Origin of the sequence: Streptococcus oralis (assembly GCF_023110435.1) — a bacterium.
GTDB lineage: Bacteria > Bacillota > Bacilli > Lactobacillales > Streptococcaceae > Streptococcus > Streptococcus oralis_CF.
This window is the reverse complement of sequence record NZ_JALDWB010000009.1, coordinates 13,677-37,617: the sequence shown is the minus strand read 5'-3', so window position 1 is coordinate 37,617 and position 23,941 is coordinate 13,677. Positions and strand designations below refer to the sequence as shown.

28 protein-coding genes are annotated in these 23,941 nt (G+C 41.9%); 1 reads left to right on the top strand and 27 read right to left on the bottom strand.

Annotated elements, in window-relative coordinates:
• Positions 1–91: 91 nt before the first annotated feature.
• From M1F97_RS09015 to pbp2a, 5 genes are all read right to left on the bottom strand, one after another.
• A complete protein-coding gene (locus tag M1F97_RS09015; RefSeq protein WP_247944872.1) occupies positions 92–565 on the bottom strand; it encodes a sigma-70 family RNA polymerase sigma factor in 474 nt (157 codons plus the stop codon).
• A gap of 120 nt (positions 566–685) precedes the next feature.
• On the bottom strand, positions 686–1,222 hold the full coding sequence (gene nusG, locus M1F97_RS09010) for a transcription termination/antitermination protein NusG (RefSeq protein WP_000376729.1): 537 nt from the start codon (positions 1,220–1,222) through the stop codon (positions 686–688).
• Positions 1,223–1,274: 52 nt separating this feature from the next.
• Entirely contained in the window at positions 1,275–1,451 is a 177-nt protein-coding gene (gene secE / locus M1F97_RS09005) for a preprotein translocase subunit SecE (RefSeq protein ID WP_000505776.1), read from the bottom strand.
• Positions 1,452–1,460: 9 nt separating this feature from the next.
• Positions 1,461–1,613 (bottom strand): 50S ribosomal protein L33, encoded by a 153-nt coding sequence (rpmG, locus tag M1F97_RS09000; RefSeq protein WP_001809375.1) that lies wholly within the window; start codon positions 1,611–1,613, stop codon positions 1,461–1,463.
• A 52-nt stretch (positions 1,614–1,665) separates the two neighbouring features.
• Positions 1,666–3,861 carry a penicillin-binding protein PBP2A gene (gene pbp2a, locus M1F97_RS08995; protein WP_247944871.1) on the bottom strand — a complete coding sequence of 732 codons (2,196 nt, stop codon included), beginning with the start codon at positions 3,859–3,861 and terminating at the stop codon, positions 1,666–1,668.
• Positions 3,862–3,947: 86 nt separating this feature from the next.
• On the opposite strand from pbp2a, the gene M1F97_RS08990 reads away from it, so the two are divergent.
• Positions 3,948–4,823, top strand: coding sequence for an RluA family pseudouridine synthase (locus M1F97_RS08990; protein ID WP_348771727.1), 876 nt, complete (start codon positions 3,948–3,950; stop codon positions 4,821–4,823).
• 68 nt (positions 4,824–4,891) lie between these two features.
• Here the strand turns inward: M1F97_RS08990 and gap are convergent, their stop codons facing one another.
• The 22 genes from gap to nagA form a co-directional block, all read right to left on the bottom strand.
• Entirely contained in the window at positions 4,892–5,902 is a 1,011-nt protein-coding gene (gene gap / locus M1F97_RS08985) for a type I glyceraldehyde-3-phosphate dehydrogenase (protein WP_000260673.1), read from the bottom strand.
• A gap of 298 nt (positions 5,903–6,200) precedes the next feature.
• Positions 6,201–8,852: a bifunctional acetaldehyde-CoA/alcohol dehydrogenase gene (gene adhE / locus M1F97_RS08980; protein ID WP_247944870.1), complete on the bottom strand. Its 2,652-nt coding sequence runs from the start codon at positions 8,850–8,852 to the stop codon at positions 6,201–6,203.
• A 298-nt stretch (positions 8,853–9,150) separates the two neighbouring features.
• The gene (locus M1F97_RS08975; RefSeq protein WP_247944869.1) at positions 9,151–9,561 is read right to left on the bottom strand and encodes an MORN repeat-containing protein; all 411 of its coding nucleotides are present in this window, start codon (positions 9,559–9,561) and stop codon (positions 9,151–9,153) included.
• The gene (locus tag M1F97_RS08970; protein ID WP_247944868.1) at positions 9,548–9,991 is read right to left on the bottom strand and encodes a low molecular weight protein-tyrosine-phosphatase; all 444 of its coding nucleotides are present in this window, start codon (positions 9,989–9,991) and stop codon (positions 9,548–9,550) included. Before M1F97_RS08970 ends, M1F97_RS08975 begins: the two co-directional genes overlap by 14 nt.
• Before the next feature lie 47 nt (positions 9,992–10,038).
• On the bottom strand, positions 10,039–10,359 hold the full coding sequence (gene yajC / locus M1F97_RS08965; RefSeq protein ID WP_084972885.1) for a preprotein translocase subunit YajC: 321 nt from the start codon (positions 10,357–10,359) through the stop codon (positions 10,039–10,041).
• A gap of 117 nt (positions 10,360–10,476) precedes the next feature.
• A complete protein-coding gene (tkt, locus tag M1F97_RS08960; RefSeq protein ID WP_247944867.1) occupies positions 10,477–12,453 on the bottom strand; it encodes a transketolase in 1,977 nt (658 codons plus the stop codon).
• A 118-nt stretch (positions 12,454–12,571) separates the two neighbouring features.
• Positions 12,572–13,195 carry a ribonuclease P gene (locus tag M1F97_RS08955; RefSeq protein WP_247944866.1) on the bottom strand — a complete coding sequence of 208 codons (624 nt, stop codon included), beginning with the start codon at positions 13,193–13,195 and terminating at the stop codon, positions 12,572–12,574.
• Positions 13,196–13,246: 51 nt separating this feature from the next.
• Positions 13,247–14,236, bottom strand: coding sequence for an RNA-binding cell elongation regulator Jag/EloR (gene jag, locus M1F97_RS08950; RefSeq protein ID WP_247944865.1), 990 nt, complete (start codon positions 14,234–14,236; stop codon positions 13,247–13,249).
• A 17-nt stretch (positions 14,237–14,253) separates the two neighbouring features.
• Positions 14,254–15,066 (bottom strand): YidC/Oxa1 family membrane protein insertase, encoded by an 813-nt coding sequence (locus M1F97_RS08945; protein WP_000728094.1) that lies wholly within the window; start codon positions 15,064–15,066, stop codon positions 14,254–14,256.
• The gene (gene rnpA / locus M1F97_RS08940; protein ID WP_000748124.1) at positions 15,041–15,412 is read right to left on the bottom strand and encodes a ribonuclease P protein component; all 372 of its coding nucleotides are present in this window, start codon (positions 15,410–15,412) and stop codon (positions 15,041–15,043) included. Before rnpA ends, M1F97_RS08945 begins: the two co-directional genes overlap by 26 nt.
• Positions 15,413–15,571: 159 nt before the next feature.
• Positions 15,572–16,762, bottom strand: a complete 1,191-nt coding sequence (locus tag M1F97_RS08935) for an acetate kinase (protein WP_247944864.1) — start codon at positions 16,760–16,762, stop codon at positions 15,572–15,574.
• Positions 16,763–16,811: 49 nt separating this feature from the next.
• Complete coding sequence (locus M1F97_RS08930; RefSeq protein WP_247944863.1) at positions 16,812–17,765, bottom strand: class I SAM-dependent methyltransferase; 954 nt, start codon at positions 17,763–17,765, stop codon at positions 16,812–16,814.
• A gap of 58 nt (positions 17,766–17,823) precedes the next feature.
• Complete coding sequence (locus tag M1F97_RS08925; protein ID WP_247944862.1) at positions 17,824–18,414, bottom strand: class I SAM-dependent methyltransferase; 591 nt, start codon at positions 18,412–18,414, stop codon at positions 17,824–17,826.
• Between the two features lie 32 nt (positions 18,415–18,446).
• Positions 18,447–18,860: a competence type IV pilus minor pilin ComGG gene (gene comGG / locus M1F97_RS08920; RefSeq protein ID WP_247944861.1), complete on the bottom strand. Its 414-nt coding sequence runs from the start codon at positions 18,858–18,860 to the stop codon at positions 18,447–18,449.
• A complete protein-coding gene (gene comGF, locus M1F97_RS08915; protein ID WP_247944860.1) occupies positions 18,838–19,299 on the bottom strand; it encodes a competence type IV pilus minor pilin ComGF in 462 nt (153 codons plus the stop codon). The genes comGG and comGF overlap by 23 nt, the downstream gene beginning before the upstream one ends.
• Positions 19,262–19,564: a competence type IV pilus minor pilin ComGE gene (gene comGE, locus M1F97_RS08910; RefSeq protein WP_247944859.1), complete on the bottom strand. Its 303-nt coding sequence runs from the start codon at positions 19,562–19,564 to the stop codon at positions 19,262–19,264. Before comGE ends, comGF begins: the two co-directional genes overlap by 38 nt.
• Positions 19,527–19,961, bottom strand: coding sequence for a competence type IV pilus minor pilin ComGD (comGD, locus tag M1F97_RS08905; RefSeq protein WP_247944858.1), 435 nt, complete (start codon positions 19,959–19,961; stop codon positions 19,527–19,529). Before comGD ends, comGE begins: the two co-directional genes overlap by 38 nt.
• Positions 19,924–20,247, bottom strand: coding sequence for a competence type IV pilus major pilin ComGC (gene comGC / locus M1F97_RS08900; RefSeq protein ID WP_247944857.1), 324 nt, complete (start codon positions 20,245–20,247; stop codon positions 19,924–19,926). Before comGC ends, comGD begins: the two co-directional genes overlap by 38 nt.
• 1 nt (position 20,248) lies before the next feature.
• The gene (gene comGB, locus M1F97_RS08895; RefSeq protein ID WP_247944873.1) at positions 20,249–21,265 is read right to left on the bottom strand and encodes a competence type IV pilus assembly protein ComGB; all 1,017 of its coding nucleotides are present in this window, start codon (positions 21,263–21,265) and stop codon (positions 20,249–20,251) included.
• The gene (gene comGA, locus M1F97_RS08890) at positions 21,213–22,154 is read right to left on the bottom strand and encodes a competence type IV pilus ATPase ComGA (protein ID WP_247944856.1); all 942 of its coding nucleotides are present in this window, start codon (positions 22,152–22,154) and stop codon (positions 21,213–21,215) included. The genes comGB and comGA overlap by 53 nt, the downstream gene beginning before the upstream one ends.
• 61 nt (positions 22,155–22,215) lie before the next feature.
• Entirely contained in the window at positions 22,216–22,581 is a 366-nt protein-coding gene (locus M1F97_RS08885) for a DUF1033 family protein (RefSeq protein ID WP_000286396.1), read from the bottom strand.
• 148 nt (positions 22,582–22,729) lie between these two features.
• Positions 22,730–23,881, bottom strand: coding sequence for an N-acetylglucosamine-6-phosphate deacetylase (gene nagA / locus M1F97_RS08880; RefSeq protein ID WP_247944855.1), 1,152 nt, complete (start codon positions 23,879–23,881; stop codon positions 22,730–22,732).
• Positions 23,882–23,941 lie beyond the last annotated feature (60 nt).

The following is a 23,941-nucleotide window of genomic DNA, read 5'->3' as shown; positions in this document are numbered from 1 at the left end:
CCCCTTGACCAACGGACCTTGAGTTTTTCAACTCTTTCTATTATACCTACTTTTTCCCCTTTGTCAAGAACTTTTTTGGGCTATTTTCATTTTATCTAAAATCACTCAATACCACTCTTAATTCGCCTAGGAGTGCCTTGCGTCCTTTGAAACATTCTCCTCCCATGAGACGATCAAGTTGTTCTTGTTTTTCTTTACTCTGACTTACTCTGTAATTCCTTAGAAGTTCGTGAAAGAGATAATAATCATCCAGTCTCAGCCCTTTTTCTCCTAGGCGATGGCTGATTTCGCTCACCTCCTCATAGGGTTCTTTATCGAATCGTCGCTTGTGACTCTCCTGTTTACGGATGTAGTCTAGGATGCGATTGCGGAATTTGGTTTTAAAGCAAACATATAGTCGGTGACGTTCACCCTCTAGTAACTCTGGATGGTGACTGACCAGTTCATACAGGCACATCATACCCTCCTGGTCCCAGTCCTCTTTCTCCCACAGATGCAGGTGATAATCTTTTCGACACTTATGAACAATCCCCTTGCTTTCTTCGTATAATTCTTTCAGATTCATAGGTCTCTCCTTTCTGCCTTTAGTCTAGCAGAATGCGAGAGCCTATGAGTCTCTTTCCTCTATTCTATACTTATTCCTTCCTCAACGGCATACAAAAAGAGAGGCAGCGCCTCTCCGGGGTTATAATTCTGCAATTTGGTTGAGATTCACTTCTGCAATCGTATCATTACCAAACATAGAAATCATCATCTTCACTTTGTTGTTATCAATTTCAGTAATTTTACCTGTGTAGTCTGCAAAAGCACCATCAATGATACGGACAGTCTGGCCAACTTCAACGTCAATGTCGAACTCTTGAACAGTTTGTCCCATAGAAACCAGAATATCACGGATTTCTTGTTCCAATAGTGGAGTTGGTTTTGATCTGTTCCCGTGTGACCCGACGAATCCTGTTACGTTAGGTGTGTTTCGAACAACGAACCATGCTTCATCTGTCATGACCATTTCTACAAGGACATAACCCGGAAAGCGATTCTCTTCAATTTCTTTTTTCTTTCCATTTTTCTCAACTTGCACGGTTTGTGTTGGAATTTCAACGCGTAGAATATTATCCAACATGTTATACGTTTGCGCACGCTGCAATAGATTTTCTTTTACCTTATTTTCATAGCCAGAATAAGTTTGCAGAACAAACCATCCCTTGTCAAAACTATCCATGATATTTCCTTTCATAATAGAAGAAAGCTAGCAGAAGTTCTCCGCTTTTCTTCTAAAAAATGTTAATAAATCGAATCAAACCTGAAACAATCAACTGGTCAAAAATATAAATGATGACCACAAAGAAGGCTGTGTATTCCATAATAGAGCGAAAATCTCTCCAGCTTTCTTTGCGAGTTGGCCAAGTTGTTTCTTTAAGAAGTTTAAAAATATCCTTAATAAAACCCATCGTTCTCTCCTATCTCGTTTCTCTATGTGTCGTATATTTTCCACAATGTTTACAAAATTTATTTACTTCTAGTCGTGTTGGCTTGGGGTTCCCACTAATTTTGATTGAGTAATTTCTTGAACCGCAAACTGCACAAGCTAGGCTTGCTTTTTTTAGTGCCATAACGCCTCCATCTTATCTATTATAACAAGAAACCTAGGCTTTGACAAGCCTCTTAACGAAAGAGATTGACGATAGAGTCCCATATTGTCTGGGCTTTTTCCTTTATCTTTGCATCCGAAATCGCTCGTCCCGCTTCATCTACAAGATTTTGAGCTCGACTACGAATATCTCCTATCGGATCCTCGGACTGGTTCGTCTCATTTTCAACGACCTGCTTTTTCGTATTTTCTGGCTCAATACCGTTTTGTTTATAGGCATTCTCTACCGTAAAGGTACTACCTGGAGTGTAAGGCAAGATGGTGTTGGCCATGCTTCTAAAGACATGGGCAGCGCCATTAGAGGTCGAACCTGCTAGATAATGATTCTCATCCGTCGTCGGAAAACCGAGCCAGTGGCTAATTACCACATCTGGAGTATAACCAATCACCCACTGGTCACTGGTATATTCCGGGTTGAAAACAGCTTCAGTCGTACCTGTTTTACCAGCCATGACATAATCTGTTGGCGACGAACTAATTCCTGTACCATTGGTAAATGTTCCTAGCATCATGCTGGTCATTTTATCAGCTACAGACTTATCAATCACTCGTTTTTGGGAATTTTTATGACTCTTAATGACCTGACCACTGGCATTTTCGATACGAGTGATGAAATGCGCTTCAGGCATCAGTCCTTCATTAGCAAAGGCTGCATAGGCTTGTGCCATTTGGAGAGGATTCGTCTCTACTCCTCCACCTAGGGCAACTCCAAGAACACGATCAACTTTCTCCATATTCAGACCAAATCTCGTCCCAGCTTCAAAAGCCTTATTGATCCCCAAATCGTTTACAGTCGCAACCGCTGGGAGGTTGAGTGATTCTGCCAAGGCTTGATACATAGGTACTTCAGGAGAAGTCTTAATACCAGCATAGTTGTCTACTCGATAACTGTCATACTGCATGGTGTGGTTGTCCAGTTGCTTGTTCAGAGCCCAGCCAGCTTCCACAGCTGGAGTATAAACGACCAAAGGCTTAATCGTCGAGCCTGGACTACGTTTAGACTGAGTAGCATAGTTAAAATTACGGAATCCTGTTTTGTCATCACCAGCTACGCGACCGACAACTCCACGTACTCCACCCGTTTTAGGCTCTAGAGCAACACTACCTGATTCAGCATGCGTTCCGTCTTCTGCCGTTGGAAATAGCGCAGTGTTTTCGTAAATAACCTGCATGTTGGCTTGGTAGTTCTGATCAAGTTGCGTATAGATTCGATAACCGTTGTTGACAATCTCTTCTTCTGTTAGATTGTACTTAGAGACCGCTTCGTTGACAACTGCATCAAAATAGGATGGGTAACGATAATCAGAAATCTTACCTTCATACTTATCTTGCAATTGAGAAGCCATATCTACTCCAGCTGCTTCAGTTTCTTGATTTTTATCAATATAGCCTGCCGCAACCATATTTTGTAATACAGTATCCCTGCGGTTAGTTGAATCTTCAATGGAATTCAAAGGATTATACAACTCTGGTCCCTTGAGCATCCCAGCTAGAGTTGCCGCTTGATCAAGGGTTAATTCCGCAGCCGATACACCGAAATATTTCTTACTCGCATCCTCTACACCCCAGACGCCATTCCCAAAGTAGGCGTTATTGAGGTACATAGTAAGGATTTGCTCCTTACTGTATTTCTTTGTCAATTCTAGAGCTAGGAAAAACTCCTTAGCCTTCCGTTCAACGGTTTGATCCTGAGACAGATAGGCATTTTTCGCCAACTGTTGGGTGATGGTAGAACCACCTCCAGAACGACCTGCTGTGACAATAGCTAGGAAGAAACGACCGTAATTAATCCCATCATTTTTATAGAAGGAACGGTCCTCTGTCGCGACGACGGCATTCTGCAAGTCTTTACTGATAGCTGTCAACTCAACATAGGTCCCCTTTTGACCGGATAGGGCGCCAGCCTCTTTTTCTTCGCGGTCAAAAATCAGAGTTCGCGTTTTCAAGGCATTTTGCAAGTCATTGACATTGGTAGACTTGGCTATTGCAAATAGGTAGGTTCCTACTAGCAAACCAACACTCAAACCTAGTATAATGACAATCTTTGTTAAATGATAGCGACGCCAGAATTTTCGAATCGGACCCACATGGCCTAATTTTTTTCTATCGCTCCGTGAACGACGCATGCTAGTCGAATCCGACTCAGTTGATTCACTTGTTTCTTTTTTAAAAAGAGAAAGGAACTTCTCAAATAATTTATCTAATTTCATGCGTTTATTTTATCATCTTCACCATAGGAACTCAAGAATTTAGCTATTCCCTATCCAAATAGAGCCTTTTTTGTTACAATATCTGTATGCAATTCACATTTACATTACCCGAATCCTTACCTCAAATGACAGTCAAACAATTTCTAGAGGAACAACTCCTTATCCCTAGAAAAATCCGTCATTTTTTGAGAACAAAGAAGAATATCTTAATTAACCACGAAGAAGTTCACTGGAACGAGATGGTCAAACCAGGTGACATTTGCCAGTTGACTTTCGACGAGGAAGATTATCCCACAAAGGAAATCCTTTTGGGCAACCCAGACCTTGTCCAGGAGATTTACCAAGACCAACATCTCATTATCGTCAACAAACCCGAAGGCATGAAAACACACGGTAATCAACCAGATGAAATTGCCCTACTCAACCATGTCTCTGCCTACGTTAGTCAAACTTGCTATGTTGTTCATCGTCTGGATATGGAAACAAGCGGTTTAGTGCTTTTTGCCAAAAATCCTTTTATCCTTCCTATTCTCAATCGTTTGTTGGAGAAAAAGGAAATCGCTCGTGAGTACTGGGCACTCGTAGAGGGGCAAGTAGGGAATAAAGAACTTATCTTCCGAGATAAAATTGGTCGTGATCGACACGATCGCAGAAAACGGGTAGTGGATCCTAAAAATGGTCAACATGCTGAAACTCATATCAGTCGATTAAAACAATTCCCAAACAAGACTTCTCTGGTTCGTTGCAAACTAAAGACCGGTCGAACCCATCAAATCCGTGTTCACCTTTCTCATCATAAACATTCTATCATAGGCGACCCTCTCTATAACACGACGTCCAATGCAAACAGACTCATGCTTCACGCTTTTCGCCTTTCCTTTACCCACCCACTCACCTTAGAAAAATTGAGTTTCACTGCCTTCTCGGATACTTTTGAAAAAGAATTAAAAAAGAATGGATGACATTATCATCTATTCTTATATATAAAAAAGCAAGGCCAAAAAGCCTTGCTTTTTTATCGACTCAAGAATTATTTAGCGATTTTTGCAAAGTATTCAAGAGTACGAACAAGTTGTGAAGTGTAAGACATTTCGTTGTCATACCATGAAACAACTTTAACCAATTGTTTACCGTCAACGTCAAGAACTTTAGTTTGAGTTGCGTCAAACAATGAACCGAATGACATACCTACGATATCAGAAGATACGATTGGATCTTCAGTGTAACCGTATGATTCGTTAGAAGCTGCTTTCATAGCTGCGTTTACTTCATCAACAGTAACGTTCTTATCAAGAACTGCTACCAATTCAGTTACAGAACCTGTTGGAACAGGAACACGTTGAGCAGCTCCGTCCAATTTACCGTTCAATTCAGGGATAACCAAACCGATTGCTTTAGCAGCACCAGTTGAGTTAGGAACGATGTTAGCTGCAGCAGCACGAGCACGGCGAAGGTCACCTTTACGGTGTGGTCCATCAAGAACCATTTGGTCACCAGTGTAACCGTGGATAGTAGTCATCAAACCTTCAACGATACCGAAGTTGTCATGAAGAGCTTTAGCCATTGGAGCCAAACAGTTTGTAGTACATGAAGCACCTGAGATAACTGTTTCAGTACCATCAAGAATGTCATGGTTAGTGTTAAATACAACTGTTTTAACATCCGATCCACCAGGAGCAGTGATAACAACTTTCTTAGCACCACCAGCGTGCAAGTGTTTTTCAGCAGCTGCTTTAGTAGCAAAGAAACCAGTTGCTTCAAGAACGATTTCTACACCGTCGTTAGCCCAGTCGATTTGTTCTGGATCACGTTCAGCAGAAACTTTAACGAATTTACCGTTAACTTCAAATCCGCCTTCTTTAACTTCTACAGTACCGTCGAAACGACCTTGAGTTGTATCGTATTTCAACAAGTGTGCAAGCATCACTGGATCTGTAAGGTCGTTGATGCGAGTAACTTCAACACCTTCTACGTTTTGGATACGGCGGAAAGCAAGACGACCGATACGTCCGAAACCGTTAATACCAACTTTAACTACCATTAGTGATTTCCTCCTTATGAAAATCCTGAAAATTTTATTGTGAAAAGAGTAACTTGAATCACTACAAATCACCTTTCAACACTATTATTATATAACTATTTAAGTAGAATTGCAAGTACGGGCGTTGTTTTTCTCTCTTGCTTTTCTACTTTTCGATCCCCTTCATTCACCTAAGCTTTTATTTCTAGGATCTTCTATCCTATCCGCATAATCTTCTCTTCTCATAGTTCAACTCTAACTTCAGAAATAGGACTATGAAAAGAGGCAGGATAACTCCTGCCTCTAGGCTGATAAACGATTATTTACGACGTCCTGGACGTTCTGCATAGCCATAGTAAGCATCTGCCATGATTTCTTCCATGTCGGCTACCATTGGCAAGCGAGGGTTAGCAGGTGAACATTGATCTTCATAAGCAAGTAAGGCAATTTCATGCAAGCTGTCTTTCCAAGCTTTTTCATCAATTCCTTGATCCTTGAAGTTCATCTTGATACCTACTGCAACACCAAGTTCGTAAACAGCTTTAGCGTATGCTTCAACTGCTTCTTCTGGAGTTGAATGAGGCAAACCAAGCATTTTCGCGATGTCTTGGAATTTCTCATCAGCTTTCCAGTAGTTGTATTTAGGCCATGTAGTCGTCTTAGATGGACGAGTACCATTGTAACGGATAACGTATGGAAGCAAGATTGCGTTTGTACGTCCGTGAACAGTATGGTGAACCGCACCGATCTTGTGGGCCATTGAGTGGCTCATACCAAGGAAGGCATTGGCAAAGGCCATACCAGCCATTGTAGATGCATTGTGCATTTTTTCGCGAGCTTCTGGGTCAGCTGTCTTAACAGATTTTTCCAACCATTCAAAGACAAGTTTAATTGTTTGAAGCGCAATACCGTCTGTGTAGTCGTTAGCGAAGTTTGAAGTGTAGGCTTCAGTAGCGTGTGTCAAGACGTCCATACCTGTATCAGCAGCGATAAAGTCTGGAACTGATTCAACCAAAGCAGGGTCAACAATGGCAATAGTTGGTGTCAATGAGTAGTCAGCCAATGGGTATTTACGGTTGTTTTTCTTATCAGAGATAACGGCAAATGGTGTTACTTCTGAACCTGTACCAGAAGTGGTTGGGATACCGATGTACTTCGCTTTCTTACCAAGTGATGGGAAGCGGAAGGCACGTTTACGGATATCCATGAATTTTTGAACCAAGTCACGGAAGTCGATTTCTGGTTGTTCGTAGAAGAGCCACATTACTTTCGCTGCATCCATTGGAGAACCACCACCAAGAGCGATGATTGTATCTGGTTCAAATGCTTTCATCACTTCAGCACCACGTTCTACAGTTGTGATATCTGGATCTGGTTCAACATCTGAGAAGACTTGGATAGTCACACGGTTGTTACGTGCGTTCAATTGGTCGATAACACGTTGAACAAAGCCAAGTTTTTCGATCGATTTGTCAGTAACAATCATAACGCGTTCAATATCTTCACATGTTTGAAGGTATTGGATAGAATTGCGTTCGAAGTAAATTTTTGAAGGAACTTTAAACCATTGCATATTATTTCTACGTTTCCCTACTTTCTTGATGTTTAGAAGGTTGATCGCACTCACGTTATCACCGACTGAGTTGTGTCCATATGAACCACATCCAAGTGTCAATGATGGAATGAAGGCATTGTATACGTCACCGATACCACCGAAAGTAGATGGAGAGTTCCAGATAATACGCATAGCTTTGATTTCTGTACCAAAGCGTTTAGCAAGAGCTTCGTCTTTTGTGTGGATAGCCGCTGAGTGACCAAGTCCGTTAAACTCAACCATTTGGCGAGCTTTTTTAAGACCGTCTTCTGTATCTTCAGCTTTTAGGACAGCGATGACTGGTGACAATTTTTCACGAGTCAATGGTTCTTTTGGTCCTACTTCTGCACATTCTGCAGCCAAGATGTTTGTTCCTTCTGGAACGCTGAATCCTGCTTGTTCTGCAATCCATGCCGCTGGTTTACCAACGATGTTTGCATTTAGTTTAGCACCTGCACAGTTTTTGCTGTTAGCTTTCACACCGAAACAGAATTCTTCAAGAAGGGCTTTTTCTTTTTTGTTTACAAAGTAAGTGTGGTATGATTTGAATTCTTCTACAAATTCGTCATACACTTCTTTATCAATGATAACAGCTTGTTCTGATGCACAGACCATACCATTATCAAATGATTTAGACATAACGATGTCGTGAGCAGCTTGACGGAGGTCGGCAGATTTTTCTACATAAGCAGGAACGTTTCCAGCACCTACCCCAAGAGCTGGTTTCCCACATGAGTAAGCAGCCTTAACCATGGCATTACCACCAGTTGCAAGGATAGTCGCAACACCTTCGTGGTTCATAAGCGCTCCAGTTGCTTCCATAGATGGTTCTGTAATCCATTGAACACAGTTTTCAGGTGCTCCAGCCGCGATAGCTGCATCACGAACGATTTGTGCTGCGTGAGCAGAAGATTCTTGAGCTGATGGGTGGAAGGCGAAAACGATTGGATTACGTGTTTTCAAAGCAATCAATGATTTGAAAATAGCTGTTGATGTTGGGTTTGTTGTTGGAGTGACACCACAGACTACTCCGACAGGCTCTGCAATTTTAGTCAAGCCAGTAACAGGGTCATCTTCAATAACACCGACAGTTTTAACACCACGCATGTTATTGACAACGTGTTCACAGGCAAAAAGGTTTTTTGTTGCCTTATCTTCAAATACTCCACGACCAGTTTCTTCAACCGCATGTTGTGCAAGGATACCATGTGCATCAAGAGCTGCAACCGAAGCTTTTGCCACGATATAGTCAACTTGTTCTTGGTTCAACTTGCGCATTTCATCAAGCGCAACCAAGGCTTTTTTCACTAACCCGTCGACATGCTTTTCAGCAGCGAGTTGTTTTTCCTCAGGTGTTAACGTTTTTTTATCAGCCATATTGTCCTCCATAGACTTCAAGGATTTAATCCTTTGTTAATTTTTTCACAAGTTTATTATAACTCTTTTTCAAGACTTTGTAAACCGTTTCATAAGCATTTCACAAAGAAATTTTATGAGATTGTGATTTTTTTCTCAATATGGCTACGCAATAGAGTTTTGCTTGGATGATTGTGAAATTGTGATAAAAAATTTTTTATTTCACAAAGTTTTTTCTCGTTGATAATCAGACATCGACTCCACTTCTAGAAAGCGTTTTTTTTTCGTTTTTGACAATAGCCCCCTGATTAGGAGGCTATTATTTTTGTTGAAAGACACCTTGTTTAAAGCTGCCTTCATAGACAACTTCTTGCTCTGTAGTCAACTTCCCTTGACCTTCAGCCTGGCCATTTACAAAATCACCTTCATATTTCCAGCCAGATTTGGACTGGAAGGTTCCTTTACCATTGAAGGCCCCATTGTTGAACTCACCTGTGTATTGGTCCCCATTTTCAAAGGTCATGGTTCCTTGACCATTCATTTTCCCTCGTACCAAGGTACCATCATAAACAAGCGCACCACCATCAAGTGTCAGAACACCCTGTTTAGGTGTGTTTAGTAGAAAAACCGAGATGGCACAGATAGCGATTAGAAGGACTGTTGCAATCTCTATACGTGGGCGAGTTAGATAAACTCGATATTTTTCGAAGATTTCTTTAAGCTTTTCCATTGTCACTCTCATTTTCTAAACGATCTAGCCAGCTTTGGCATCCATTTGTGATACGCGCATAGGTTTCCTCAAAATCTCCTGTATACCAAGGATCTGGAACACTTTCAGATGCAAAAGAGTAGATTTTGTGCTGTAGTTCCTGAGGACACATTTGACGCAGATCTGAAACGTTTGAGGCATCCATACCGATAATGTAATCAAACGACTCAAAGTCTTCTCTGCCAATCTGAAGCGATGTTTTGTCTTTGTCATAAGGAATCTGATACCGCTGGAAAATCCCTTGCGTTCCCTTATGAATCGGATTGCCATGTTCCCATGATGATGTTGCTCGACTCTCAACTTGGTAATCACTCGTCATGGATTTCATCACAAACTCTGCCATGGGGCTGCGGCAAATATTTCCTAGGCAAACAAATACTATTTTTTTCATCCCTTTTCCTCTCATCTCATAGAAAAACGGGAGTGATAGATCCCGTTTTATTCTTCAATTGCTCCGCTTTCGTCGATAACTGCTCCTTCTGGTGTCACAGCCTCTTTGAGTGGCAACACTGTCTTGATTGCAGTCAATTCGAAAGTCAAATAAACGCCATCTACATCCAGTACGATTGTTTTCTTCTCAGTATCTACTTCATCAACTGTTCCGTAAAGTCCGCCGATTGTAATGACTTCATAGCCTTTTTGAAGCTTGTTCAAGCTTTCCATACGCTTTTGTGCTTGTTTCTTTTGAGAACGTTGCATAAAGAACATCAAGGCCATCATCCCTACAAGCATGATTAAGAAAGTAATATTTGGATCCATTGTTTTCTCCTTTGTATTTTACATAGAACTACTATATCAAATTTCAACTACTTTTACAAGGTTGTGCCTTGTTTTATGGCAATAAAAAAATCAGAGTTTTCACTCTGATTTCTGCGATTATTTCAAGTTTTGAACGACTTTGACTAGATTTTCCACAGTAAATCCATACTCTGCCAATACTTTTGGTGCTGGGGCAGATGCTCCAAAGGAATCAATACCAAGAACTGCACCATCTAAACCGACATATTTGTACCAGTTTTGAGTTGCGCCCATTTCGACTGCAACACGACGGCGGACTGCATTTGGAAGGATTTCTTCCTTGTATGCTGCGTCTTGTGCGTCAAAGACATCTGTAGATGGCATGCTGACTACGCGGACTTTTGCGCCTTGACTAGCTAATTCTTTAGCTGCTGCTACTGCTAGGTTAACTTCTGAACCTGTTGCGATCAAGATGGTATCAAAGTCTGCTGCGCTTTCATAGACAACATAGGCACCTTTTGCAACCTTATCAAAGTCTGTTCCTTCTTCGACAGTCAAGTTTTGACGTGTCAAAACAAGGGCAGTTGGTGTTTTCTCACTTGTCACTGCAAGGTACCAAGCCGCTTGAGTTTCACGCGCATCTGCTGGGCGGAAAACATTGAGATTTGGCATAGCACGAAGACCTGCTAGGTGTTCAACTGGTTCGTGAGTTGGCCCATCTTCACCAACCGCAATAGAGTCATGAGTGAAGACATAAGTCACAGGAAGTCCTTGTAAGGCTGACAAACGGACCGCTGCTTTCACATAGTCAGAGAAGACAAAGAAAGTACCTCCATAAACACGAAGTCCACCGTGAAGAGCCATCCCGTTCAAGATCGTTCCCATTGCAAATTCACGAACGCCAAACTGAATGTTGCGATTCAAGCGATTGGCATCGTCTTGAAGTCCATCCGTTTTGATGTAAGTCATGTTTGAGTGAGCTAGGTCAGCTGAACCGCCTAGGAAGGTTGGCAACTTAGCCGCCACAACATTCAAGGCATCTTGGCTTGAATTACGAGTTGCTTGAGAGAAGCCGTTTTCTAGAGCTGGGAAGTCTTCTGGAGTTACCTCAACTGGGTCGCGTCCGTCTATGATAGCTTCGACTTCTGCTGCAAGTTCGGGATAAGCTTCTTTATAATCAGCAACTAGTTTTGTCCAAGCTTGATAAGCTGATGCGCCACGATCTGCAACATTTTCTTTGAAATCAGCATAAACTTGCTCTGGGATTTCAAATGGTTCATAATCCCAACCGAGGGTTTGGCGAGTTGCTGCAGTTTCATCTGCTCCAAGAGGGGCACCGTGTACCGCATTAGTTCCTTGTTTGTTTGGAGAACCGTATCCAATCACAGTCTTCACTTCAATCAAAGATGGTTTTCCTGAAGCTTTGGCTGCTTCGATAGCGGCATGGATTGCTTCCAAGTCTGTTCCATCTTCAACCAAGGCTGTATGCCAACCGTAGGCGTTGTAACGGTCACGAACACTTTCTGTAAAGGAATCCTTTGTTTCACCATCCAAGTTGATGTCATTTGAATCATAAAGGACAACCAACTTATCTAGTTTTTGCAATCCTGCGTATGAAGCCGCCTCGCTTGAGACACCTTCCATCAAGTCACCATCTCCACAGATAACGTAAGTATAGTGGTCAAAGATATTGTAGCCTTCGCGATTGTATTTTGCTGCTAGGAAACGTTCTGCTTGGGCAAAACCTGTGGCAGTAGAAATCCCTTGTCCTAGAGGACCAGTTGTAGCGTCAACCCCTGCTGTATGCCCAAATTCTGGGTGACCTGGCGTTTTGGAACCCCATTGACGGAAGTTCTTGACCTCATCCATGCTAACATCTTCAAAACCAGAAAGGTGAAGAAGGGCATAAAGAAGCATAGAGCCATGACCTGCTGAAAGAATAAAGCGGTCGCGGTTGATCCAGTTTGGTTGAGCTGGATTGATACGAAGTTGCTTTGTAAAGAGGCTATAGGCCATTGGAGCAGCCCCCATAACCACCCCTGGGTGACCTGAGTTTGCTTTGTTGATGGCGTCAATACCTAGAAAACGAATTGCATTAACAGATAGATTTGACATAGAATTTCCTTTCTCTTTGAGGTGATCAATAGACCACACATCCTATTTTACTATTATATGAAAAAATGCATAGAATAGCAATCAAACAATTTGCGTTCATCTGACACATTTGATTTGCCTATCCCCTCGTCACCTCATAGTAAGGAAGTAGGCGCTCATAAGCATCTTCTAACTTTTCTAAAATCGCTTCTAATGTTTGATTTTCAATAAAAGAAACATCCGACTTTACCAAAACTTTACGGATTTCCTGACATTGCACCTTCTCGCGTAAAGTACGACGATTCTCCTCAGTAGTCTCCATCTTATGACTTTCTCCATTTGAGTAGACTAAGTAATAAACACCTTCTACTGGTGGAATATCTAAAATCTTGGCTTGTTTGCTCAGCGTCTGCTCATCTTTCTTTCGCTCGATGAAACTAACTTCTAAGGAAATCCCAAAATTTGAGGGTTCCCCATACAAACGGAGCGCCAACATGGGTTCTGTTACCTCCCCCTCTCTCTGTAGATAGGCCCAGAAATGGGGTCGCAAACGCTGCGCTTGATTCATCCACTGACTGGTCTGTTGAAGTCGCCATTCTGGATGCTTTTCTTGGAAGGTCTTGGCTAGATTTGTAAAAGCCTTACGAGCCTCCTGGCCTTTGTGGCGCAATTCCAGCATCTTCTCTCGCTCATCTCCAGCCTTATCTGGATTACGGTACTGGATTCCCACGTAAGATAGGTAGTTTTTGATGGTTTCCATCATCTGTCTCTTCTCCTTTTTTCTAACAAAAAATCAGGTCAAGCCTGATTTTGTTTATTCTGTATCTACAACAACATAGCGATTTGGCTCATCGCCCTCAGAGTAACTCGTCACGCCATCCATGCGTGAAATAATGCGATGGATAATCTTGCGTTCGCTATTTGACATTGGATCTGTTTGTTGACTTCGACCTTCTTCTAGAACACGAGTCGCCAATTTTTGAGCGTAGGTTTGCAAGACTTCTGCACGGTGCTCCACATAGTCATTGACATTGATCGTGATGTAGAAAGTTCTTGAATAGCGATTGTAGAGGTAGTTTTGCGCCAAAAGCTGAAGTGCTTTCAATACTTTGCCGTGATAGCCAATAATGCGACCAGGCTCATTGGTATCGATTTGAAGATTAATCGTGCGACGATTGTAGTCGCTTGAAATTGTACCTTCAACATCCATATCGTCCACAATGGTTTGAACATAGTTAGCCACTTCAGCTGCTACTTGTTCGATGTCATAACTCGGCTCCACCTTCAAACCCAGATCTTCCAAAGACTGGCTTTCTACCGATTCTGACATAGATACAAATCCTTCACACTCTGCTGGGTCTTCCACTCCAGCATCTCCTGTCTGCAATTCATTTAAAATCGCGATGTGACCTGTTTCTTCTAAGATCGTGCTAGCATGTTTCTCATTTTTCAAGATTTCAGCCTTGATTTCATCAGAAACACCCTGACCTTCCTCTTCTATTTTTTTAATCGCCTCAACAACATGACCAAGATCAACTGTCGCCTCTGTTACTGTCTTAACAGGTTCGTTTTGTTCATTGATTTCTTTCGGAACACCTTTTACAGCTTGTTGATTGGCCTTAATCACAGTCGTCTCACTAATCGCCTCAATATCAACTTGAGCTGGTTTTTTCCCAAATAAGCCTAAAAAACCTTTCTTCTCTTTGGACACGACCTTGATGTGAGTCTTCATTCTCGGAATACCTAACTCTTTCAATCCTTTCTGGATTGCTTCTTCAACAGTTGAACCTGTAAATAATACCATTATCAGATTCCTCCTTATTATTTCGTTTTCTGAGCCTTTTTCTTGGCTTTTCTTTTTCTATTTTCCAAATCTTTTTTAGCTTGTACTTCCGCCTCACGCGCTGCAATAATCTTAAAAGGATTATTTAAGAAGTAGGTTTGCAAAACTTGATAAGCATTGGATACTGCCCAGTACAAGGCTACGCCACTAGGTGAAGAGATGGCAAAGATAAAGATCAGTACAGGCATCCCGTACATCATCCCTGTCATAGCTCCACTTCTTTCAGGTAAAGCCTTATTCGATAACCAACTACTTAAGAAGGTAAAGACTGCCGCCAAAATCGGAAGGATAAAGCTTGTGTCTACTCCCCCAAGGTTCACCCACAAAAAATGCCCTGTTTTCAAAAAGTCTACTCGAGTCAAGGCTTGGAAGAGAGCCAAGAGAACCGGCATTTGAATCAAAATCGGCCAGAGAGAAGAAGAGTGTTTGACCCCTAATTCTTTATAGACCTTCCGCATCTCCTGATCCAGCTTGGTTCTACTTTCCATATCACGACCTGGATATTGTTCTTGCAGAGCCTTGATGCGTGGTTGAGCCTCTTGCATTTTTCTAGAGGCCACCATCTGAGTCTGAAAGACTGGCAATAGAATCGTACGAATCAGGATCGTAAAGAGGATAATCCCCACTCCGATACTAATGTCAAAGGACAAAAAGCGGATGATTTCAGCAAAAAAATAGACAAATTTACTCCATATATCTGTAGAATCTGCTGCAACATCGCTCGTCCCACAGGCTGTCATGACAAATAAGGACAAGCCCAGCAAACTAATCAACTGTAGTTTCTTTTTCACTCCTAATTCCTTCCCGGTAAATCTTTGATAACTTTAATACGTGGAGTAGATTTTTCTCCATTTCTGCATAATCCAAGCCTTCAACCCCTTTTCGAGCAATCACGACAAAATCAACGTTATCAGCTAACTGCTCCCTTACACTTAGCAAAATGTGTCGAATCCGTCTTTTAATTTGATTTCTAGTGACTGCATTCCCTAATTTCTTACTGACGGACAGCCCTACTCGAAAATGACTTTTCTGATTTTCCAATTGGTAGACAACAAATTTACGATTAGCAAAACTTGTTCCATCCGTGAAAATAGCCTTAAAATCTTTCTCTCTTTTTACACGAAAGCTTTTCTTCAAAACTCAACTCCATCTATTAAATTACTTCTATTATACCATAAATTTCAAAAAAGCCAATAATGACAAGGTTTTAGACTGTTTTAACAACAAAAAGTTGGGAAAATTTATCTCCCAACTCCTTTTTATTGTATCTTACCTTGTAATTTTATTCAGTTCATCTTACTTTTTCAAGCGTTCAACGTCACGAGCGATGACCAATTCTTCATCAGTTGGGATAACCAAGACACGAACTTTAGCCGCATCAGTTGAAATATCTCCTGTAGCGCCAAAGACATTCTTTTCAGGATCCACATCACAGCCAAACCAAGAAATGCCTTCAATAACCATCTGACGAATCGTTACAGAATTTTCTCCAATTCCAGCTGTAAAGATAATGGCATCTGCACCGTTCAAAACTGCCAAATACTGACCAATGTATTTTTGGATACGATCCACAAAAATCTCATTTGCCAGCTGCGCTTTCTCGTCACCTGTACGCATAGCTTCGTGAATATCACGCATATCGCTTGATCTCTCAGAAACACCCAAAAGTCCTGACTCACGATTGAGAATTCGACTGATATCCTCTGGTGTATTAAAGTCATCTGTATGTTGCATTAAATAGGGAATAATTGCCGGATCAATATCACCTGTACGAGTCCCCATCATAATACCACCAAGTGGAGTGAATCCCATGGATGTATCAACAGACTGACCGCCTTTGACAGCTGTAATAGAAGCACCATTACCAATATGGCAGGTAATCAATTTCAACTCTTCTAGGGGGCGACCTAAAATTTTAGCTGCTTCTCCTGCTACAAACTGATGACTTGTCCCGTGGGCTCCATACTTACGAACTTTATTTTCAGTATAGTATTTGTTTGGAAGAGGGTAACGATAGGCTTTCTCTGGCATTGTTGTATGGAATGATGTATCAAAAACAACAACGCTGGTAATATCTGGAAGCAATTCCTTAAATGCGCGAATTCCTGCTGCGTTGGCTGGGTTGTGAAGAGGAGCTAAAAGTCCCAACTCTTCAACCTTTTCCAAAACATCACCCTCTACCAAGGTTGACTCTTTGAAATATTCACCACCAGCCACAACACGGTGCCCAACACCAGTTATTTCATCATAACCTTTGATGATGTCAAAACGAATCAGATCATCTAATAAAATTTTAACAGCTTGTGTGTGATCTTCAATATCAAGAATTTGTTGTTCAGAACGGCCGTCGAATTTTACAGTTGAGATAGAGTCCTTCAAGCCAATACGTTCAATCAAGCCTTTCGCTAATACTATTTCTTCTGGCATTTGGTAAAGTTGCCATTTCAAACTCGAGCTTCCTGCATTGATTGCAATTGTTTTTGTCATAACATGATACCTCTTTTAAGCGTTTTCAACTATTATAACAAAATTTACCTTATATTTCAGTACCTTTGCTCCATTTTTGAAAATTTTCTTTGAATTTCATTAATGCAGCTGGATCTTGCAGACTGGTCAAAGGATAGACAAATGGTTCTATTCCCTTGTCTCTTTTCTTCTGTAAGACAAAAATACTTTTAGCTTGGCTTGCAGTTGAGAAAATATCCTCTGGCAAAGCGATGATAGCAGCCAGACTCACTTCGTCTTTGAGCCAACCTTTTAACAAATCACTTTGAGGACTGGTCAACAAGTCGCTCGGAGCTAGAAAAATAGCATAGCCATCTGACTTGAGGTACTTGAGGCCTTGCTCCATCAGCAAATGATGGGCATAGGTATGTTCTTGGCTAGAAGCCACTTGATAGCGTGAAGCGATGGCATTGTCTGGGTAATAGCCAACAGGCAAGTCACTGATGACCACATCGCTTTCTTTGAGCATTTGCGGACGAACGGCATCACCCTGAACAAAACCAGCCTGCAAACCAATCACATCTGCCATGCTAGCCGCCAAATCAATCAGCAAATCATCCACTTCGACTCCCAAGTAATCTACTTTTTTAGCAAGAGATATCAAGAAAGTAGCACCCAGAATTCCCATTCCAGAACCTATTTCGAGGATGCTAATTTCCTCTTGTTCAAACAACTCTTCCACAACAAGTACCAAGAGGAGGGCAATGGCATCTGGCGTAAACTGGTGATTGGCCTGTAAAGGCTCCGTTTGTCCTGCCTTCATCAAGAGAAACTGGTAGGTCTTGAGCCACTCTTCCTTGCGAAGCGCTAAGCGCTTAAGGGCTTGATTGTTCTCCTTGACCTGCTCTAGCTCGGTCTCGCCATCCAGATAAATGCTGTTTTGCTCTACCAAGGCGTCATAAAAGTTGGTCGCCAAATCACTTTGGATGACTTGGATATTCTCTAGTAAATACGTATAAGCTTGTTCAATTTTTTCAAAATCCATATTCCTATCTTATCAAATTTCCCTCCTTTTTTCCATCTGAAGAGAAAAAATCACTGCTTTAGTCAGCAAGTGATTTTTGGGCTACAGTTAAAAAGAGCTCTGCGTAATTTCCTAGGAAAAGACCTTCAGCACTGTAAAGGATCTGACTGTCAATGCTCGAAAAACCAAACTGGGCTAGCTTGTTTTCCAGTGCAGCCAATTCAAAGCCGTGGTGGTTGGTATCTGTCTTGACAAAATCAGCAATGAGGACCTGTCCATTCTCCCTAAGGTGATGGTGGAACATGGCAAGAGTCGCATCTAGATCAGATATATGATGAAGAACCCGACTGACAACAATCAGGTCAAATTGTTGCTCCAAAGGATTCACCAGTAAATCCTGTTCCAAAAACTGGATATTCTTGATGTCTTGTTGCTCTGCTTTCAAACGGGCTTGCTCCAGCATTTTCTCCGAGATATCCACAAGGGTAACAGACTTGGCCTGCTTGGCCAGGGGCAAGGCTAATAGACCCGTCCCACCACCAAAGTCCAATATTTCCTTGTCTGATAGAAGAGCAATCTGTTTTTCAACTGCCTGACAAACCAAGTTTGCAAGAAAGATATTTTTGGGCGAATCAAAGGTTTCTGCTTTGTGATTAAAATCGTGTTTCATGCTTTTAGTTTAACACAAAGAAGTTGAATTGCCTAGGAATTGGCTTTCTTATCTGCCTTATTTTCTGTTTTTGTCTGATTTGGTTCTTGACTTGAATCAGTCGCTACCTGTTGCTTTTTATCCGTTTTCTTTTCCTTGGGTTTCATCGAAGGAAAGAGAAATTCATAGTTGCCCTTATTCATACGAATACTTGTTGCAAAACCTGTTTTCGTATTGTGATACGTGACTTTTCCTAAGTTAAAGACTCGTTCACCACTTTCTTGCTCAACCTTATCTTTACTTCGCTTGGCCATAGCAAAAGCGACCAACTTTTCTTTATTTAAGGCAAAGTCTTTGTGATGGGCAACTTGTCGATTCAAATAAAACTGTAGCAATAGACTAAAGATGGCTGCCATAGTAACTGCATATAAGAGAACACCTGCCTTAACTTTTTGATTTTTCCACACGATAGATGAATTCCCTTTCTAAGCCTTTTTGAAATTGGAAGCGAAAGAGAACCAATTGATTTTCCTCTGTAATTTGAGCTGATTTGAGGCCATAAACCATTGGCTGGTAACCTCGTCCACTGCTATCAGTTTTCCGAAAATCATCCGATTTGGACTTACCCATAGCGATATCCTTGCCATCTTGCTTCACATAGAGGCGATTGCCCTCCACCTTTTCAAACTGCGAACGCTCTAACTCCGCCTCCAGCTGATCCACAAACAAGAGCCACTCCTTTTGCTCGCTCTGCTGCTGGTAACGAACTTCTGAAATAAGGAGCTGGCTCATGGCTTGAAAGAGGAGCAAGCTTCCACTGATGACGATAAGGGCAATCAGAGATTCTAGAAGAGTGAACGCCTTAACCTTACTGCTCTTTAAGGTCGAGCAACTTCTCTGAACCATGGTAGACCTCCAATCCCTTTTCACTAGCAAACACCTGAATCTCCACTCCGTTTATGTTTACCTGATTTTGACCTGTTTGCAGAGCCATCTTAGCCACACGTAAGACTTCCTCCTTTTGCAATATTTCTGCCTCTTCTTGTCTATTTTTCTGAATTTGTCCCAAGAGGAGGGTTGCAATACTGGCAAATATGGCTAGCGCTACTACCGCTTCCAGTAAAATCACTGCCCTAATTTTTAGTTTCCTTAATGCGTTTAATTTTCCCATTTCCTAGATATAATTGATAGCGAATCGCTCCTTTACTGGTCTGAAATTCAACCTTAGCCAGGGACGAATTGCCCCCAGCTCGGTCAAAGTGAATCGTCTGTCCTGATGGTGCTTGAATCCCTTTAGGAACGGTCAATGTTTGACTGCCATTACTAATCGTCTGCCCATCTAAGTTTAGATTGGTCTTTTGCTGACTGGCTAGACTGCGTTTTTGAGTTTCCCGATAGAGTTCTTCAAACTCCATAAAGAAAATCTGCTCCTCTACCGCCGCAAAAGTGGACTGGACAGAACCAGACAAGCCCAAGGCAAGGATACTCACAAGTCCCAAAACCAAGAGACTTTCCAGCATAGTAAAGGCCTTAATCTGCAACAGTTTGACTCGTTTTTTGTTTGGCATGGTAGTCTTTATAAGCTTTGGCTTGCTCAGCTGTGATACGACCGTCCGCCTGTAATTTACTTAGGCTAGCATCTTCATTCTTGTCCAGACTATAGAGTTCTGCCTGGCTTTCCACCACCTTGACAACGGCAGCTTTTCCTTTATCATTAACCGCATCCTTTTGCTTGGTTAAATTTGGTACAAAGAGCAAGAGAAGTACGCTGATAATTAAAAGGACCACCAACATCTCTACCAGAGTAAAGGCTTTCGCCTTGGCTTTTTTCAAATTTGTCATAAGTTTTTTCATTTTAAAAATTTACCTCCATATTTTGATACATGGGCATGAGCATTGCCGCATAAAGTAAAACGATAATCAGGGCCACAAAGATAAAGACCAGTGGCTGTACTAAGTTCATGGTGCGGTTGACTCGGGTAAAAAAGACTTCCCAAGTCTTTTCTGCATAGATTTCCAACTCACTCCCCAGCTTGGACTTGACTTCTCCATACTCGATGATGAGACTCAACTCCTTTTTAAAGAAAGGATAGGTCGCTATGGTTTGAGAAAATTCGCGGCCATTTTGCAGGGCTTGAGCTAGATCTTGACCGATTTCTTTAAAAAGCTGGGAACCTTGTTCCTGCATGATTTGAAAAATCTGCGTCAGCTCCATTCCCTGTGAAATCATATTGCCCCATTCACGCGCGTAATAAGCTGTCAGATAGGTCTGGACAAAGATTCCTAGAAAGGGAATCCGTGCTAACATCGAGAAGACCCGCATCTTGGAACTTCTTTTGTAGAAAGCGAGAGCTAAAAGTAGAGACAGAGAGCAAACCAACACAAGTCCCAGAAAAATTTGTGGCAGATTGCCGATGATTTGGGTGGCGATATTGCTACTGTCCAGTTGGGGGAGTAGATAGTTTCTCAATCCCAGCATGATTAGCAGAAGAAATCCCAGCAAAATCAGGGGATAAGTCGCCACTTCGATTAACTTTTTCTTGATCTTGGCGAGATTATCTAGATATTCTTCTATCTTTTCTAAACTCAGATGGAGATTTCCGTGCACCTCAGCTAGGGATAATTGGGTCACAATGGCACTTGAAAAACCCAAACTGTCCATCATTTCCGAGAAGGATTTTCCCTGAGACAAGCCTTGGTGCATCTGGATCACATAGTCCTTTTCCAGCAAGGCACTTCTCCCCAAGAAAGAAATGATTTCCACCAAATGAAAGCCACTGGAGAAGAGGTTGTTAAACAAGGTGATGATTTTCTTCTGCTTAGCTGTAGCTAATTTTTTCCGTTTCAGCCTGAAGACATGTGATATGTCCATCTTTAAGAAGCTGGTCAATCTGCGCATTCCAGCTAGTTGGCTGATGTTCTTGATAGTCTTTGTTTGCAAAGTCAACGATTCCTCCTCCCCCGATTAATCTCTGGTAGCAGACGCCTTGCAGGACAACTGCTAGTTCCTCCTCCGTCACACCCAACTCCAGAAGGCGTTCATAAACACCTCGGATACTCTTGGCATGAATGGTTGAAAAAACTGTCGCCCCTGTCAAACTGGCTCTAACTACTGCACGCGCCGTCTCGCTATCTCGAATTTCACCGATAATCAAGAGGTCAGGACGATGCCGGAGAGACAGTTTGATCAGATTTTCATAGCTCAAGCCAATTGCCTCATTCAACTGCAATTGGAGCATGTCTTCCTGCTTGATCTCGACAGGATCTTCAATGGACATGACTTGTTGTCCCTTAAAAAGGGATTTTGCCAATTCGTGCATCAGCGTCGTCTTGCCACTTCCGACTGGACCTGCAAATAGATAGAGGCCCCTTTGCCTGTACTGCTCACCCAATTCGTTCATATCCTGAAACCAGAAATGCAGCTCCTGCTCCTCGTCGTGCAACAAACGAATGACCAAACTCTCATGTCCCCGATAATCTCCCACGGTGGACAAACGCAGTGAAGAAACCTTTTCGTCATACTGATAATCACAAGAACCCAGCTGACTGCGACGCTTTTCTCCTACATTCATCCCAGCCACAAACTTGAAGTGGCTAATCACAGCAGCTAAAACATCAAACTCATAGGAGTCAACTAGACACCGTTCGTCTCCAACCCGCATGTGAAGCTCGTAGGACTTTTCCTTGGGGATAAAATAGATATCCTGAGCCTTCTTTTCTTTCGCAGTAGCAATAATTTTCTGTGCAATTTCTTGTACCATACCGCCCTCCTTATCTAACTATTCGCAAAAAAAATAAAAAAGCAACTTAAAAAGTTACTTTTTATCTCCATTTCATACGGCAAGAACGGTGTTTTTCTTGACCTGTTTGTTTTTCGTAGCCTGGACGTAGCTTTTCATCGGGGATGACTTGCTCATCCTGTAAAAGTGCCAAAGAATGGTACTGCTGCAAATACTCATCACACTCATCACACCAGCGTTTATCAGCAGGATCCCAAAAAATAGTCATCAAATCACTCCGACTCTTATAAAGAGGATTCTTCTTTTCCAGCTCAAACCAGCATGATTTATAATATTTTAGAGCATCATAATACTTGTCAAAAGATTGACTCATGATGACATCTTCTTCCCAACCTTCTATGAACCACCACGGTTCAAAATCCCCATACATTTCTATAACACGATACATTCTTACTACTTCCTTTGTACCGTATATTATAACGAATTTTCTAGAACAATGAAAGGATTTTGCTTCATTATAGAACAATCCTCTAGCTTTCTGAAGATACCTATGAATAGAAAAGCAAAGGCTGAGTCATCACAGCCTCTGCTTTTTATTATGCTTGATAACGTTTCACACCATCTAGGTAGGTTGCTACCAATTCCAAATCTTTATCTAGTACGATAAAATCAGCGTCATAGCCTTCACGGATTTGACCACAGACATCATCGATGTGAACGGATTTTGCTGGATTGAGGCTCGCCATCATGACCGCTTCATGCGGATTCGCAATTCCCCATTCAACCACATTCTTCAAACCATCTTTGAGTTTAAGGATAGAACCTGCCAAGTTACCTGTAGATTTGAGACGAGCAGTTCCATTGGCAACCACTACCGGGAATTCTCCCAGCATGTAGTCGCCGTCTTCCAAGCCACCAGCTGTCATACAGTCTGTGATGAGAGCAATATTTTCTGTTCCTTTTTGTTTGATAAGGATTTCGCAGGCTTTTGGATCCACGTGATGACCGTCACAGATCAACTCTGCATAGGTATGTGGCAATTGATACATGGCTCCCACCATACCGAGCTCACGGTGAGTCAAACCACGCATCCCATTGTAGGCATGTACCCAAACGCTCGCTCCAGCATCTACTGCCTTTTTAGCTTCATCAAAAGTCGCATTTGAGTGCCCAAGAGCAACGGTCACTCCTTCACCCGTAACTGTACGAACAAAGTCTTCTACACCTTCACGCTCTGGCGCAAGGGCAATTTTATTAAGCAGGCCATTAGCTGCTTTTTGCCAAGCACGAAACTCATCCATACGAGGATCTTTCATGTAGGCAGGGTTTTGAGCTCCCTTGTATTTCTCTGTGAAATATGGACCTTCGAAATAGATTCCCCGAATCTTAGCTCCACTTGCTTCCTGATAACGAGCACCGATATTTTCTGTTACCGCAAGCAATTGCTCATAAGATGAGGTCAAAGTTGTTGGCAAGAAACTCGTTACTCCCATGCTGAGGAGCCCTTCACTCATGGTATGAAGGGTTCCTTCGATGTTATTATCCATGACATCGACACCACCAAATCCATGAATGTGGGTATCCACAAGTCCTGGAGCAATGCTGTAGCCTGTATAGTCAATCACCTCAGCTCCTTCAGGAATCTGTTCTACATGTTTTCCAAACTTGCCATCCACAAGTTCCAAGTAACCGCCACGACGAACCCCGTGTGGGTAGAAAAACTGATCCGCTTTAATATAATTAGGCATAATGATAACCTCCTTGATAGATTGATTCTAGAATTTATTATGTCAATTACATTATAAACC